Source organism: Streptomyces sp. P9-A2 (assembly GCF_036634175.1).
GTDB classification, from domain to species: Bacteria; Actinomycetota; Actinomycetes; order Streptomycetales; family Streptomycetaceae; genus Streptomyces; species Streptomyces pratens.
Genome location: NZ_JAZIFX010000001.1, coordinates 4,279,367 through 4,294,282 on the forward strand (window position 1 = coordinate 4,279,367; position 14,916 = coordinate 4,294,282).

Annotated in this window: 13 protein-coding genes; 1 reads left to right on the top strand and 12 read right to left on the bottom strand. The window is 74.1% G+C overall.

Annotation, left to right across the window (positions count from 1 at the left end; genetic code table 11):
- Positions 1 to 307 precede the first annotated feature (307 nt).
- From V4Y04_RS19470 to V4Y04_RS19505, 8 genes are all read right to left on the bottom strand, one after another.
- Positions 308 to 2,017 carry a zinc ribbon domain-containing protein gene (locus V4Y04_RS19470; protein ID WP_332429470.1) on the bottom strand — a complete coding sequence of 570 codons (1,710 nt, stop codon included), beginning with the start codon at positions 2,015 to 2,017 and terminating at the stop codon, positions 308 to 310.
- Positions 2,014 to 2,625 carry a phage tail protein gene (locus tag V4Y04_RS19475; protein ID WP_332429471.1) on the bottom strand — a complete coding sequence of 204 codons (612 nt, stop codon included), beginning with the start codon at positions 2,623 to 2,625 and terminating at the stop codon, positions 2,014 to 2,016. Before V4Y04_RS19475 ends, V4Y04_RS19470 begins: the two co-directional genes overlap by 4 nt.
- Positions 2,622 to 4,580 carry a putative baseplate assembly protein gene (locus V4Y04_RS19480; RefSeq protein ID WP_332429472.1) on the bottom strand — a complete coding sequence of 653 codons (1,959 nt, stop codon included), beginning with the start codon at positions 4,578 to 4,580 and terminating at the stop codon, positions 2,622 to 2,624. The genes V4Y04_RS19475 and V4Y04_RS19480 overlap by 4 nt, the downstream gene beginning before the upstream one ends.
- A complete protein-coding gene (locus V4Y04_RS19485) occupies positions 4,580 to 5,041 on the bottom strand; it encodes a GPW/gp25 family protein (RefSeq protein WP_332429473.1) in 462 nt (153 codons plus the stop codon). The genes V4Y04_RS19480 and V4Y04_RS19485 overlap by 1 nt, the downstream gene beginning before the upstream one ends.
- Entirely contained in the window at positions 5,041 to 6,945 is a 1,905-nt protein-coding gene (locus V4Y04_RS19490) for a VgrG-related protein (RefSeq protein WP_332429474.1), read from the bottom strand. Before V4Y04_RS19490 ends, V4Y04_RS19485 begins: the two co-directional genes overlap by 1 nt.
- The gene (locus V4Y04_RS19495) at positions 6,945 to 7,682 is read right to left on the bottom strand and encodes a CIS tube protein (RefSeq protein WP_332429475.1); all 738 of its coding nucleotides are present in this window, start codon (positions 7,680 to 7,682) and stop codon (positions 6,945 to 6,947) included. The genes V4Y04_RS19490 and V4Y04_RS19495 overlap by 1 nt, the downstream gene beginning before the upstream one ends.
- Before the next feature lie 155 nt (positions 7,683 to 7,837).
- The gene (locus V4Y04_RS19500) at positions 7,838 to 8,263 is read right to left on the bottom strand and encodes a phage tail protein (protein ID WP_332429476.1); all 426 of its coding nucleotides are present in this window, start codon (positions 8,261 to 8,263) and stop codon (positions 7,838 to 7,840) included.
- 72 nt (positions 8,264 to 8,335) lie between these two features.
- Positions 8,336 to 8,935 carry an extensin gene (locus tag V4Y04_RS19505; RefSeq protein ID WP_332429477.1) on the bottom strand — a complete coding sequence of 200 codons (600 nt, stop codon included), beginning with the start codon at positions 8,933 to 8,935 and terminating at the stop codon, positions 8,336 to 8,338.
- A gap of 490 nt (positions 8,936 to 9,425) precedes the next feature.
- On the opposite strand from V4Y04_RS19505, the gene V4Y04_RS19510 reads away from it, so the two are divergent.
- Positions 9,426 to 9,707, top strand: a complete 282-nt coding sequence (locus V4Y04_RS19510; RefSeq protein WP_332429478.1) for a hypothetical protein — start codon at positions 9,426 to 9,428, stop codon at positions 9,705 to 9,707.
- Between the two features lie 2,351 nt (positions 9,708 to 12,058).
- Here the strand turns inward: V4Y04_RS19510 and V4Y04_RS19515 are convergent.
- From V4Y04_RS19515 to V4Y04_RS19530, 4 genes are all read right to left on the bottom strand, one after another.
- Complete coding sequence (locus V4Y04_RS19515) at positions 12,059 to 12,217, bottom strand: DUF6760 family protein (protein WP_215209509.1); 159 nt, start codon at positions 12,215 to 12,217, stop codon at positions 12,059 to 12,061.
- On the bottom strand, positions 12,214 to 12,756 hold the full coding sequence (locus V4Y04_RS19520; protein ID WP_332429479.1) for a hypothetical protein: 543 nt from the start codon (positions 12,754 to 12,756) through the stop codon (positions 12,214 to 12,216). The genes V4Y04_RS19515 and V4Y04_RS19520 overlap by 4 nt, the downstream gene beginning before the upstream one ends.
- A complete protein-coding gene (locus tag V4Y04_RS19525; protein ID WP_065004200.1) occupies positions 12,756 to 13,199 on the bottom strand; it encodes a phage tail protein in 444 nt (147 codons plus the stop codon). Before V4Y04_RS19525 ends, V4Y04_RS19520 begins: the two co-directional genes overlap by 1 nt.
- Positions 13,200 to 13,299: 100 nt before the next feature.
- Positions 13,300 to 14,901, bottom strand: a complete 1,602-nt coding sequence (locus V4Y04_RS19530; RefSeq protein ID WP_332429480.1) for a phage tail sheath subtilisin-like domain-containing protein — start codon at positions 14,899 to 14,901, stop codon at positions 13,300 to 13,302.
- Positions 14,902 to 14,916 lie beyond the last annotated feature (15 nt).

Sequence of the window (14,916 nt, forward strand, 5' to 3'; positions counted from 1 at the left end):
TCGGTCCTCCGCAGGACGGAGTCGGGGTCGGTCGGTGCCGGTCGGTCGGTGAAGTCGCCACCGGCGTACCGCGATGCCGTCCTGCGTCGTCGGGGCGGTGCTTGTGCCGCGCGGCGGGATGCCGCGCCGGTGGAGCAGGGTGGTTGCACGTGGACATGGCGAAGATGCGCGTGAGCGCGTGACGGGTGCGGGTGCGGGTGCGGGTGCGGGTGCGGGTGCGGGCCGGACGGTGCGGTCCGGCCCGCACCGCGCGGGTCTGCGCTCGGTGCGGGCCGGAGCCCCGTCGAGGGGAGAAGGGCGGCGGCTCCTAGGTGTTGTTGCTCGAGCGGCCGAAGAACTCGATCTCGGCGATCGCCACCTGCTTCTTCGGGGCGGCGCCGTAGGCCGAGCGCAGGACGAAGCGCACGGCGGTCACCTCACCGACCCGGAACTTGCGGCGCTGTCCGCCGGCGGCCTGGTCCAGGGTGATGGTGCGGGTGATCTTCTTGCCGTCGGCGAGGGTGATCTGGGCCTCGAGCTGACGCGGGAGCGCCGACTCCTGCAACTGTTCCGACTTGGTCGAGACGCCGGGGGTGATCACGAGGTCCAGCAGACGGGTCGGCTGGTCGAAGCGGGCCTCCAGCCACTCGCCCTCGGCGGACTGCGCGATGCCCGGGCCCCACCAGGTGTTGTTGAGCTTGTCGAAGGCGAGGGCCGCGCCGTGCTCGGCGTAGGAGCGGGACGCCTTGACGCTGGACGGGCCGACCGGGGCCCGCTTGGCGAAGTGGTCGCGGGTGGCCTGGATCATCGCGCCCATGTTCACGATCAGGGCGATGACCAGTCCGATGACGACGGCGGCGACGATCCAGTTCCAGACCTGGCCGAACCCCCTGCGCAGTCGCGGGCGGTCGCCCGCCCAGGCCGACTCGCCGTTGCGGTCGCCGAACATCCGGCGCCACCAGGGCAGGCGCTCCGGGGTGTCGTCGCCGCGGGTCATCGACATGGCGCAGCGGGAGCAGTAGTGCCGCTCCGGCCGGTTGAGGGTGGAGCACCAGGGGCAGGGGATGCCGCCCTCGGTGCCGGCCTGCGGGCCGACGGCGCGGACCTGGGGGCGGTGGGCGACGGGGCGTCCGGGCAGGACCGGCGCGACGGCGGGCTCGTCCGGGGCGCGGGGCTCCGGGTCGGCGACGGGGACGAGGAGGGACCTGGCCCGCGCGGCGGCGTCGTCGTGGTGGGGGTGCGGCCGGGGGGAGCCCGCCGCGTGCGGCAGGGGTTCGGTGTCGCCGTCGGGGTTCGTGGCGTACGGGTCGGCCGAAGGGGAGGCGGCGGCGGGGGCCCGGCGGTCGTCCTGGTGCCCGGGGGACCTCTCGGGCGCGGTGGTCGCCGCGGCGGCGGTGCCGGCGGTGCGGTCCGCTCCGTCGTCGTGGCCGTCGTCGTGGCCGTACGGGGCGTGGGGCGTGGTTGTCTCCCGGGCTTCCGGGGCGGTGGTCCGTTCGTCGGCGTGGGTCGCCGATGCCGATGCCGGGGTGGTGGTGCGGGGGCCGTCGTCCGCCGTTCCCGTCCGGGGGCGCGGTATCGCGGTGCGGCCCGGGTCGTCGGTGCCGGCCGTCCGGCCGGTGGCTCCCGGCCAGTCGTCGGTGTCGCCCCGGCGGGGCCGTCCGCCGTCGCCGTTGTCGCCGCCGGGCCAGTCGTCGGTGCCGCCTCTGCGGTCGCGGGAGGCCCGTCCGGGCCGTGCGTCGGTGCCGGGCCGCGTGTCGGTTCCGGCCCGGTCCGGGGTGTCCGGCCGGTCGTCGGCGCCGGGGCTGTCCGTGGTGCGGGTCCGGGCGGGGACGTCGGCCGTCGCGGCCCGCCCCGTGGACTCGGCCCGTCCTGTGGACTCGGTCCGTCCTGTGGGCTCGGCTCGTCCCGGCCGGCCGCTGTCGGCCCAACTGAGGACCGCTCCGCAGGAGTCGCAGAAGGACTGGCCGGGCTCCGCCGGGGTGCCGCACTCGGCGCAGCTGGGGGCGGCCCGGCCGGGTCCGGAGGTCTGGCTGGTCATCTGTCGGTGGTCCTTTCGGCAGCGGTCGCGGCGGTGACCTCGACCGTGTACGGCATGTGGGCGGGGCGGGCGGCCGCGACCAGGACGTCCAGCCGGTACTCGTCGGCGGGGGTCGGGTCGGGCAGCACCAGCGAGACGTGCAGATGCGGGCGGCGGTCGCCGGGCACCGGGCCGAGCGGCCGGGCGTGCCATTCGGCGGCGCCGCTCTCGGTGATCCGCGGCGGCACGCCGAACACCAGGCGAACGGCCTCGGACAGGCCGCGCCGGGTGCCCCGTACCCGGTGCAGATACGTGGCGGCGGCGACGGCGGCACGTAGCCGGCGTTCCCCCTCGGAGCCGCCGGCCGTGGCGCCGCCGGCCCCGATGGCGTCGGTCTCGATGCCGTCGGTCTCGGCGCCGACCCAGTCGGCCAGCCAGCGGGTGAAGTCGACCGGGGCGAGCGCGGGGTCGAAGTAGGAGTCCAGGTTGTCGAGGACGACGAGGAAGGGCGCGAGGACCTCGTCGAGTCCGGCGACGAAGCGCTGCGCCAGATCGTCGTCGGCGAAGATCGCGGGCAGCATCGCGCCGATCGGCGCGGAGGAGGCGAGTCCGTCGACGGAGCCCCTCATGCGCCGTCCCCGATCACGCGGATCCGGTGGTCGAAGGAGAACACGAGGGACGGGGCGGAGAGGTCGATCCGGTCCGTGGCCTCGCCGCGCTTGCCGGTGATCGGGTCGGCGGGGTGCAGCAGGACCTGGTCGACGAGTTCCACGCCGGGCACGCGTTGGAGCACCGCGAAGATCTCCCCGGCCTGTACGGGCCGGCCGAAGGGCCAGCCGGTGCCGTCGGCGCCGCCGGTGAGCGGGTCGAGGTGGCGGTAGAGGGCGTCGTGGGCCTGGCGGCGGACCCGGTCGGTGTCGGTGCCGCGGAAGGCGTGCACGGTGGCGACGACGGTGACGCCCTGGTAGAAGGGCGGGCCGACGGCGAGCCGGGTGCCGATCAGCCGGCGTTCGTCGAGGTAGCGGGTGATGCGGGAGAGCAGCGCGTCGCCGGGGACGAGCTGTTCGAAGCGCAGGCGTCCGCCGGGGTCCGCCACGGCCTGGGGGACGACCAGGACCCGTACCGCGTAGGCGCCGTGTTCGCTCTCCTCGCCCTCCAGGCAGGTGATGCGGGCGGTGTCGGGGGCGGCGCGGCGGGCGAGTTCCTCGTAGTCGCGCAGGGTGACGGCGCGTTCCTGGGCGCGCAGGGTGATGGGTGCCCGGGTCTTCGCCTCGTCCACGGTCTCGCCGTCGACGCCGCCGCGCGCGGCCTCCCGGTTGACGACCTCGGAGACGTACGGCACGGAGCGGCGCAGGACGCGGACGGCGCCGCGGGCGACGTTGCCGGCCCTGCCCCCGCCGGTGCGGTAGCGGAGGGCGCGGATGACGGCGCCCTTCGGGGGGACGGCGCCGTACTGGCGCAGGGTGCCGTCGGGTTCGCGTACCGCGGGGCCGAAGGCGATCTCGCCGGTCGCGGCGTCCAGGGTGATGTGCCGGTCGCGCGGGCGTGAGGCGGCGAAGTGGGCGACGACGTCCCAGTCGGTCCAGCCGTCGTGTTCGGCGGTCTGCAGCAGGACGGGCGGGGTGTCGCCGACGACGGGCGCGTGGGCGAGGCGCAGCCGCTGGCCGGGCAGTCCGGTGGACTCGCCGAGCGCCTCGTCGCGCACGGTCTCGGCGTGCACGGCGCCGGTGGTGCCGCCGAGGGTGTACACCTCGGCGGAGCGCACGGACGGGGAGGTGGTGTAGAAGGGCTGGCCGGCGAGGGGGTCGGTGACCCGGCAGCGCAGCCAGCCGCCCTCGTGCCCGCCGTTGCGGGAGAGCACGTGTCCGCCGGGGACGTGCAGGACGACCTCGCCGGGCCGGTTGAGGCCGCCGGTGACGTCGCGGTCGACCTCGCACTCCGTCCAGCCGTCCTCGGTCCACGCCTCCCACACCAGCGGGGGCTGGCGCGGGTCGACCCCGACGCCGTCGACGCGGCTGTCGAGTTCCAGGGCGACGGCGCAGTGCGGGACGGCGGCGCTCAGGCCGAACAGCATGCAGTCGCCGGGGCGGGGGGCCTCGGCGAAGCAGAGGACGTCCTTGCCCTCGGTCAGGTCGTCGGTGCGGTCGGCGACCGGCGCGCCCTGGTTCTGCACGGACAGCCGGCGCAACGAGGAGGGGACGACGGTCAGTTCGCGTTCGGTGGCGAAGACCACGGCCTCGTCGCGCTCGGTGCGGGTGGTGGCCACCTCGGTCCCCTCGGGCAGTACCACCGGTTCGTCCTGCGGCGCGGACAGCCAGAAGGTGACGTCGGTGCGGGCGGCCGTCGGGGGGAAGAGGGTGATGCCGACGAGGTCGAGGAAGGCCAGGTGGTTCTTCTCGGGCACCCGGTTGAGGCGGTACACGATCTGGTCCGCCATGTGCGCGACCGCCTCCACCAGCGTGACTCCGGGGTCGGAGACGTTGTGGTCGGTCCACTCCGGGGCGCGCTGCTGGATGTAGCGCTTGGCGTCGTCGACGAACTGCTGGAAACGGCGGTCGTCCAGATGGGGGGAGGGGAGGGCCATCAGCGGTCGCTTTCGGGGAGGGGGCCGCCCGACTCGCCCGCGCCGGCCGTGCCTGCCGTGCCGGGCTCGTCGTGGGAGGGGATGACGTAGAACGGGAAGACGAGGCTGCGCGGGTTGTTGGTGCCGCGGACGGAGAAGCGGACGTCGATGTGCAGGACGCCCTCGCCGGGGCCGGCGGTGACCTCCACGTCCTCGACCTCGATGCGGGGCTCCCAGCGGTCGAGGCTGGCGTACACCTCGTGCTGGATGCGGCCGGCGGTGGCCTCGTTGACGGGGGCGAACACCATGTCGTGGATGGCGCAGCCGAACTCCGGGCGCATCGGCCGTTCGCCGGGCGCGGTGGCCAGCACCAGCCGGATGGCCTCCTCGATCTCCTTCTCGCCGCTGACCAGGGCGATGCCCCCGGTGGGTCCGATGCGCAGGGGGAACGCCCAGCCGGATCCGACGAACTGCTCGGCCATCAGATCACCGGCTTTCCGTTGGCGGTGAGGAGGCCCATGATCGGGACGGTGGCGGCCCGGATGCCCACGCTGGCCACCGCGTTGATCTGCACGCTCGCCATCGCGGACAGGCTGGCCACGCCCATGGCCTTCAGGGAGAGCGCGCCCTTGGCGTCGACGTTGACGGCGCCGATGGACGAGCTGAGGCTGACCGCGCCGCGGCCCTCCAGGGTGAGCCGGCCGCCGCTCTTGATGGTCACCGACCGTTTGCCGTTCAGGGTGAGGTCGGTGCCCGCCTCGACGGACACCGAGCGGCTTCCCTTGATGACGACGGTGCCCTTGCTGTCGACGGTGATCTCCGTCTTCGTACGGTCCAGGTTGATGATCAGCTTGTCGTCGCCGGAGGCCACGCGGACGCCCTGCTTGCGGGCGCCGGTGGTCTGGCTGAGCAGATCGACGCGGTTGGCCTCGCGGTCGGACAGGGTGTGCCGGATCGCCCGCCGCTTCACGGTGTCGTGCAGCGGCACGTCCCGGACGGGGGACGGCTTGTCCACGCCGTTGTAGAGCCCGCCGACGACGAACGGGTGGTCGAGGGCGCCCCGGTCGAACGCCACCAGCACCTCGTCGCCCACGTCGAGCGGGAAGATGCCGCCGCCGCGCTTGCCGCCCAGCTGCACGGTGCGGGTCCAGTCGGAGACGTAGGTGTCGTCCAGCCACGGGAACTTCAGCTTGACCCTGCCCTGCTTGAGCGGGTCCTGTACGTCGGTGACCAGGGCGTTGGCGACACCGGGCAGGCGGGGCGCGGCCGCGCCGGTGCCTGAGCCGCCGGAGGCGAGTCCGAACAGGGAGCGCCACTGGCGGCCGCTGACGGTGATCCAGGTCTCGTAGTGGTCGCCGTCGCCGAACACGTGCCGGGCGGACGTCACCGTGTACTTGCCCTCGAAGGGGGCGCCTACTTTGGCGAGGGTGACGGGGACGCCGGGACGCAGCTTGGGGTTGCCGACCACGGCGACCTCCAGCTCGGCGAAGGACGAGGTCACGTCGTCGGCGAGGGAGTCCGCGGCGAACTTCACCTCGTTCTGCCGGTCGTAGGGCTTCTCCGTCTCCACGAGGGGGGCGATCCCGAACGCCGAGACGGCCTTCTGGGGAGTGGTGCCGATGGAGATGCCGGGGTTGGCGGTGGTGGGTGCCGTCGCGGTCAGCTCCTTCTTCGCGACGACGTCCCAGCCGCGTGCCTCGACCCGTCCGTACTGGTCGGCGGCGGTCACCGCGGCCCTGCAGCGCAGCACGTCGTTGCCGGCCTGGAGGACGAACGGGCTCTTCTCGCCCGGGGTGCTGGTGGGGGGCGCGCCGGAGGCGGGGTCGGGGCTGACGAACTGGAACTTCCCCTTGGCGTCGAGGGACATCACCATTTCGTTCTCGTCGGCGAGCCGGGACAGGAAGTCCCAGTCGGTGACGTTGGCCTGGCTGATGAACTCGTAGACCGTCCTGGTCGACTGCACCTTGCCGACGGCGACGCCGTCCTGGCCGGCCAGGGTGCGGGCGATGTCCGACGCCGTCTGGTTGCGGTAGGCGGCGACCCGGCGGCGGCGCATCATGCGGTGGCCGCGGTCGTAGCCGCGGATCACGGTGAAGGTGCCGGTGCCGTCGTAGTCGGTCTCCATGCCGGTGACCTCGCCGGTCAGCAGCGGATCGCCGGCGCCCTTGCCGTGGGCGACGGGGGAGATCACCACCTCGGTGCCGAACTTGATGCCCAGTTTGCCGAGCACCATCCCGTGCGCGTCCCGGAACGTGACCCGGAAGGCGCCCGGTACCCCGGCGCCCAGGTCGACCCAGCCGCCGACGAGCAGCGGGGTGAAGTAGGGCGGCACGGGCTTGCCGTCGAACGTGACGTCGATGATGTTGGAGAAGGAGTGCTTGACCATCAGAACGCGACCTCCCCGGCCGCCGGAAGGATCAGTTCGGTGCCGTTGGGCAGTCGGGACGGGTCGTCGATGTCGTTGACCTCGGCGATCGTGCGCCAGGCCGAGGCGTCCCCGTACTCCCGCCAGGCCAGCGACTGCAGCGTGTCGCCCGCCACGACCCGGTGCACGCGCCGCGCGGTGAGCGCGCCCGAGGTCGGGTTCTGGCCCTTGGTCCGGCTGGGGATCTCGTTCAGGTCCACCTGGCAGGCCGCCCGGATCGGGACGCCCGTGGTGCCGAACAGCGTGTAGTTCGCACTCACACTGCCGATGTACGCGGTGAACCGTGCCGTGGAGAACGAGCCCCATTCGAACACCACCCACGGTGTGGACGGCTGGTCCGCCGCGATGCTCTTGCTGGTCACCTCGCAGCAGGAGAACAACGCCTCGACCTTCTTCAGCACGCTGTTGTCACCGGGGTCCTCGGAGGAGTCCAGGAAGATCTCCGTCGTCAGGTTCCGGCCCTCGGACCCCATGAACTCGGGCAGCGGGCCGTCGCGCAGGGCGGCGGACGGCGTGCTCTTCCACTGGGCGCGGCGGGTGAGGGTCAGCTGCGCCGGGTTGAAGTCGAAGTCGAAGGTCCTGATCAGACCGCCCGGGGTGGTGCTGTCGCCGATCGGGGGCTCGTGGATGGCCAGCGTGGCCCGCACCAGGCTCTTGCCTGCGCCGCCCTTGGAGCCCTTGCCTCCCTTGGCTGCCATGGTCCTTCGTCTCCGTCCTCGGTGCTGATGCTGGTGCTTCGTACGCGGTACGCGGTACGCGGTGCTTGGTGGTGCGGTGGTGCGGTGGTGCGGTGGTGCGGTGGTGCGGGGCGGTCCGTCCGTGGAGTCCGCCCGGTCCGCGGGCCCGGTCCCGCTCAGTCCGTGAATCCGTGGTGCGCGATCTCCAGGACCTCCGTGGCCACGCCCGGGCTCGCGGGGTCCAGGGAGGGGCCCTGCCAGCTGACCGGCAGTACGTCGATCAGCCCCCAGCGCGCCACCTCCGAACCGTCCGCGCGCAGCGCCGAGATCTGGGCGGTGGGGCGGGTGACGCCGGTGGTCACGGACGAGATCCAGGCGGCGACCTTCGAGGTCTCCGGGGTCAGCGGGCGGGTCAGCCGGATGGTGGAGAAGGTGACCCGGGTCGGCAACTGCCACACGAACCCGTTGTTGCCGCCCTCCTGGTACTGCTCGATCTCCACCGTCGACGCCAGGCCCTCACATCCGTTGAACGCGCCGAGGCTCTGCCCGTCGATGGTGAGGGTGAAGAAGATGGTGGATCCCGGGTCGAGATCGCTGGGCATCGGAGGGCCTTTCGGGGACGGGCGCTGGGTGACGGTGGGCAGGCACGAGGCCGGAAACGGGTCAGGGACGGGTCAGGTGCGGGGGTCGCGGAGCCTGCCGATGCGTTCCCGGTCCATCCGCAGTTCGGTGCGCAGGAGGCGGGTGAGCGGGCCGATCAGACGATGCGTCAGCTCGTCGAGCTGCGCGTCGGTCAGAGTCCGCGGGTCGAAGGACTGCGCGGAGTGCGACCCGCCTCCGCCGGGGTGCGGGTCGTGGCGGCTGTACGGCGGGGGCGGCCCGGGGGTGTACGGCGGCGGGGGCGGCCCGGGGGTGTACGGCGGGGGAGGCTGCGGTCCCGGGGTGTACGGCGGTGGGGGACCAGGGGCGTTCGTCGGTGGCGAGGGGGTGTTCGTCGATGGCGAGCCGGTGAACTTCTTCCAGAGCGACTTGAGCGCGGTGGGCACGGCGCGCTGGACGGGGACCGGCAGGTCGGGAAGCGCCGGGGCGGCGGGGGCGTGCAACCGGGTCACGGAGGTGGCGGCCGCCGTGGACGGGCCCGCCGTGGTCGCCCGCTGCACGGGCGGTGCGGAGGAAACGGCGGGGACCGGGAGGGCGGGGGCGTAGGCGGCGGGTGCGCGGAGCGGGACCGGGGCGGGTGAGACGGGTGCCGCGGACGGGGGAATCGAGGGCATGGACATGGGGCTCTTCACCGGGCTCTGTGAGGCGGTGCGTTGGACGGGGACGGCGCCCTGTGCCCCGGGCAGCGCGGATCGCCCGGGTGCGGGTGCGGGTGCGGACAGCGGCGACGCGGGTGACGGCGTCGAGGACTTGGCGGAGGGCGTGGACGCGAGCGCGCCCGGAGAGCTCTCGGGGACGGAGCTGGACGCAGGAACAGGAACAGGAACAGGTGCGGGCGTAGGCGTAGGCGTGGTACGTCGTTGGAGGGGAGCGCCGAGACCGGGCCGTGCGGGGACGGAGGGAGCCTTGACCAGCGGGACGGAGAGCGTGGGGTGATGCCGTGCGGGCACGGAGCCGGCCGGGCGGGCGGGCTCCGTCGAGCCGGGCAGGGCAAGACGCTGCACGGGCGCGTCCGCTTCGGCGCGAGGTACGGGAAGGGCGCCGGGGACAGACGTGGGCGCCGTGCTCCTGCTGCCGACAGGACCGACAGGACCGACAGGACCGGTGGAACCGGCGGAACCGGTGGACTCGGTCGGCCGGGCGGAACCGGAGCGCTGGACCACGGGTGCGGTGGGCGCGGCCGGGGAGACGGACGAACCGGGTGGCTTGGGCCGGGTCGACGCGAGCCGCTGGATGGGGGGCCCGACGGGAGTGGCGGCGGAGGCCGGGGCGACGGACGCCGGGGCGGAAGCGGTGCGGCTCGGCTTCGGCACGGGGACGGAGGTGGAACCGAGCGGCGGCAGCGCGGCACGCCCCGTCCCCTCCGCTGACACCCCGGGGCCGTGACGGCGCTGGACGGCGGGGGCGGTGGCTCCGGGGGTGGCCGTTGTGGGCGTCGGAGTGGTGGCCGGGGCGCCGGGTGTGGCGGTGGTGTCGCCGAGGGCGGTGACAGGGAGTGCGGGGGTGGTTGAGGCGGGGGTCGTCGTGCCGGAGCCCGCGCGACGCTGGATGGCGGGGGCGGTGGCCCCGAGGGTGGCCGGGGTCGTCGCCCCAGGGCTCGTACGACGCTGCACGGTCGGAGCGGTGGCTCCGGGGGTGGCCGTCGCGGGTGCCGGAACGGTGGCCGGGGTGCCGGACGGTGATGCGATGTGCGTGTTCCGGGCCCGCTGGACGAGGGGTGCCTCGGCGGCCGCGGCGACGGACGGGGAGGAACCGGGTGTGGCCGTGGTCCCGGGGGATACGGGAACGGTCGTGTCCCGGTGCGCCGGTGACGACGACGGGGCGCGCCGGGTCGGCGCGGCGGGTGCGGTGGCGCCGGGCCGGGCGAGGCGCTGCACGGCGGACACGGGGACGGTGGCCGGTGCGGACGCGCCGGGGGCGGACACGGGTGTGCTGCCGCCGGTGCTCCCGGGAGGGCCGGCCGAAGGCCCGGCGGGTGTGCCCGGGGCGCGCCGCACCGTCGGCCCTCCGGACGCGACCGGCGTCCCCGACGGGCCGGCCGAAGGCGTCACCGAGGGCATGGCTGCCGGACTCACGGCACCGGACGTGGGAGGCGCGACGGAAGGCGTACCGGAAGGGAGCGCGGAAGGTGCGAGGGAAGGCGCAACGGAAGGCACCGGAGCGGGAGTCGCAGTACCGCCACCGCCACCGCCACCGCCACCGCCGTCCGCCGGGCCGGGGCCGGGGCCGGGCCGTCCGGGTCCTGGGCCGCCCGACGGCCCGGAGGCGTCTGGCTGCCGCGTGCTCGTGGCACCGCCGCCGGACCTGGCCGCCCGTCGCTGCACGGCGGGCGCGGTCTGTCGCAGCGGTACGGCCGCGGGTGCGGGGCGGAGCCTCGGCGCCATCGGCGACAGCGCGGACGGCACGGCGGGAGCCAGCGCGCGGGCCGGGGCCAGGGACCGCGTCACGGGAGGCGCCGGGGTGGCGGACGCCGGGGAGGGAACCGCTCGTGCCGGTGCCTGCTCCCCCGCGGCTCCCCCGGTGTTCCCGCGCGGTACGGACACCGGCGCCGGGTCGGGGCCGGGCGTACCGGACGCCGGTCGCACGGACGTGACGGATCGTTGGACCGCGGGATCCTGCCCGCCGGGGCGGCCGGCGTCCTCGGTGCCCCGAGGAACATCCACCCCGGCCCGCGTACCGGAGGCCGTACCCGTACGGGATTCCGTAGCGGTACCCGCACCCGCACCGATGCCGGAGTCCGTGCCGGTCCGACTACCGGGGGTCTGCGTGCCCGTAGCGGGCCGTACGGCCGCGCGCTGTACGGGGGTGGGGGCCGGGGCGTTCGTGCCGGCGGCCGGGGAGTCCGTGAGCGGGGCGGAACCCGGGGGCGGGGCCGTCATGGGCGCGCCGAGCAGCGGCCGGCGACGTGCGCCGGCGGGAGGGGTTCCCCCGGCGGCCGGGGCGGGGGAGGACGGCGGGGTGGCCGCGGGAGCCGGTGAGGCGGCCGGGCGGGTACCGGAGCCGCCCCTGCTTTTGCCCCCGGCGACCGGCAGGGCACGCCGTTGGAGGGGCGCTGTCGTGGCCGTCGTCCGGGTCAGTGCCGCGGGCCGGCGGGCCGGGGCGGGGACGGGGGTGACCGAGGGACCCGAGGGGCGGGTGACGGTGAGGGGAGCTGCCGCGCGCTGCACCGGCGGCAGCTCCGTGTCGTCGCCCGAGGGCCCGGCGCTGTGCCCGGTGCTGTGCTCGCCGGGCTCAGGGTGTGGTGTCCGGGGAGCGGCGACCGGCAGGGAGAGCGAGGGCAGTTCGAGTCCCGGCGAGGGCTCGGCCGAGGCGGCGAGGACGCCTTGGACCAGCCCGCCGGGCGCGCCGTCGAGCACGGCGTGGGAGAGCGTGCCGATGAAGGCCGGGTTCTGCCAGGTGCTCAGCCGGCCACCGAAACCGGAGTCGGCGACGGGCCACGAGGGCCGGGCGGTGGCCCGCTGGATCGGTGGCAGCCCGGGCCAGCCGGCGGTCCGCACCACGGGCGCGCCGCCGCCGCTGTCACCGGCGTCGGCGGATCCCGGGGACGCGGAGGACGCGCCCGGGGACGCGGAGGACGCGCCCGGGGACGCGAAGGACGCGCCCGGGGACGCCCCCGAGGGCTCCTGCGCAGCACTCGTGGCCGGGTGCGGCGTGGACGTGTCGGCCGCGCTGGACGCGCCGGCCCCGCCCCGCCTCCCCGGCGCGTTCCGCAACCGGTCGAGGAATCCCATGCCGTGTCAGCCCTCCGCCGTGGCGCGGGTGACGAGCGAGGTGATCTGCTCCGTGTACCGGCGGCGGTCGCCGTGTTCGAGGTCCAGGATGTTCTCCAGGCTCCAGTGGAAGTGGTAGGCGATGTACGCGATCTCCTCGTGCAGCCGGTCGGTCGCGTACGTCACGATTCCCCCAGGCGGCTCCCGCCGAGTTCGACCTCGAACGGCTGCTCGCAGTGGGGACAGGTCACGCCGGCCCGGGTGTGGCCCTCGGCGTTGACCTGCCGGTAGAAGTCCTGGAGGAACGCCAGGTCGGAGGCGAACATGTTCTCCACCACCCCGTCGTGCACCATCGGCAGCGTGCCCAGCCGGGTGATCACCCGGCCGAGCAGGACCACCGACAGGTAGGCGGGGTTCTCCTGCACCCGGACGTCGCGCAGCGGGATCAGCTCGTCCCGGGCGGTCGCGAGCCGCATCACACCGTGCCGGTGCACGGTTCCGGAGTCGTCGACGTACCCGCGCGGCAGTTCGAACGGGAACTCGGTGCGCAGTACCTGACCGGCCGGGGCCGCTTCCGCGGGCGGCGTGGGCTGGGTGGGCAGGGTGGTCCGCTCCGGGTGTGCCGGGCTCTCCGTGACGGCGACGGGCCCCTGATCGATTCCGGTGCCGGTGCCGGGACCGGCACCGGCCGGGACGGATCCCGGCCGGGCAGTGGTACGGCGCATTACTCGATGACCAGTTCTTCGAACGTGATGGTCACGGTCTCGGACAGGGCGGAGGCCTCACCGGCCTTCACCGTGCTGGTGTCGATCTTGCTGCACCACGCGTTGCGCATGTTGTACCGCTTGACCGGGTTGTTCTGGTAGTCCATCACCATGATGGTGGCGTTCTTGCGGGCCGTGGCCATCGCGCCGTTGACCGACTCGTTGATCCACTGGTTGAACGCCGCGGACTGGGTCATGCCGCGGACGACCGTGCAGGTGCCGGCCTTCTTCACACCCGGCATCTTCTTGGTGACGGGCTTGCCCTGGGCCGAGACCTGCTGGTACTCGATAACGTCCTGCTCGAGGCTGAGGCCGCTGACCTCGGCGAGGTACTCGACCATCACACCGTCGATCTGGAGGCCGAAATTGTGTGACGTAAGGGCGTCACCCGGCTGCAGACTCATTTATCTTTCTTTCCTTCTGACCTTGAGCGGCCCGCCCGCGGCGCGAGCCGGGGGCGGGACCGGGGGATGGGAGGGCGGAGAACGCGGGGGAAACCTCCCCCTACTCCTCCAGCTCCCCGCTGCCGCTGGAGAACTGGGCCAAGCGGAAGATCACGAACTCGGCCGGCTTGACCGGCGCGATGCCGATCTCGCAGATGACCCGGCCGAGGTCGACCGACTCCTGCGGGTTGGTCTCCTCGTCACACTTGACGTAGTACGCCTCCTCCGGCCGGGCGCCGAAGAGGGCGCCCGAGCGCCACTCGTTGACGAGGAAGGCGGAGACGTTGCGCCGGATCCTGGCCCACAGCTGGTGGTCGTTGGGCTCGAACACCACCCACTGGGTGCCGATCAGGATCGACTCCTCCAGGTAGTTGAAGTACCGGCGGACGTTCAGGTAGCGCCAGGCCGGGTCCGAGGACATGGTGCGGGCACCCCAGACGCGGATGCCGCGGCCGGGGAAGGCGCGGATGCAGTTGACGCCGACCGGGTTGAGCAGGTCCTGCTCGCCGCGGGTGATCTGGATCTCCAGGTCGACGGCGCCGCGCACCACCTCGTTGGCGGGCGCCTTGTGCACACCGCGCTCGAAGTCGTTGCGGGCCCAGATGCCGGCGATGTGGCCGCTCGGCGGGACGGTCCTGGTCTGGCCGCTCGCCGGGTCGAAGACCTTGACCCACGGGTAGTAGAGGGCGGCGTACTTGGAGTCGTAGCCGGCGGTCTCCTGGCGCCACACGCGGATGTCGCGGGCGTTCATGTTGGGCGGCGGGTCGATGACGGCGACCCGGTCGCCCATCAGCTCGCAGTGCGCGATCAGGCCGAGCTGGACGGCCTTGACGGCCTCCAGGTCGATGGCACCGCGCTGGTAGGCGGCCATCAGGTCGGGAACGGCGACCATGGAGATCTCGTCCACGGCCTCGAGGCCGCCGAAGCCGGTACGGTCCGCCGAGTCGCCGAGGTACTGGGCCGGGCCGGGGTGGCTCCCGGTGGCGTCGGCGACGGCCGGGGCGGCGGGCGCGGCGGGCGCGGCGGGCGGGGCGGCGAGGGCCACGGTCTGGTTCTCCGGGCGCACGAGCTGCGCGGCGGGCGCCGCCTCCTGCACGGCGATGAGCCTGGAGCGCTCCTTCACCTGCGTGACGACGTAGTTGCGGCCGCTCTTCTTGGCGGTCACGTCGAAGGACTCGACGGTCTTGCCGCCGTCCTTGACGACGAGCTTGAACCGCTCGGCGGGACCCTCGCCCTCGGGGTCGGCGACCTCGATGCTGAGCGGGCCGGAACCCGCGGCCACGGCGGTCACGGTGAACGTGCCGAGCTGCTGGGGTGCCCCGGCGGGCAGCGCGGCCGGCGCGGCCGGACCGGTCACCTCGGCGGGGGCGCCGGAGGCCTCACCGTCGGCACCGCCCTGGGCGCCGCCGACGCGGACCACGTAGGCGGCGCTGCCGCCGTTGTTGAAGAAGCCGTAGACGGAGTGCGCCAGGTAGTACCCGTCGGTGAACGCACCGAAGGCGGCGACGAACTGTGTCCAGTTGGTCACCAGTGTCGGCGTGTTCAGAGGACCGGATGGTGCGAGCCCGACGAAGGCCGCCACCGACGTTCCCACCCCCTCAATGGGGCGCGAGCCGCTGGCCACCTCCTCGACGTAGACGCCCGGCGACAGGTAGGACGGCATGCTCTGCTCTCCTCG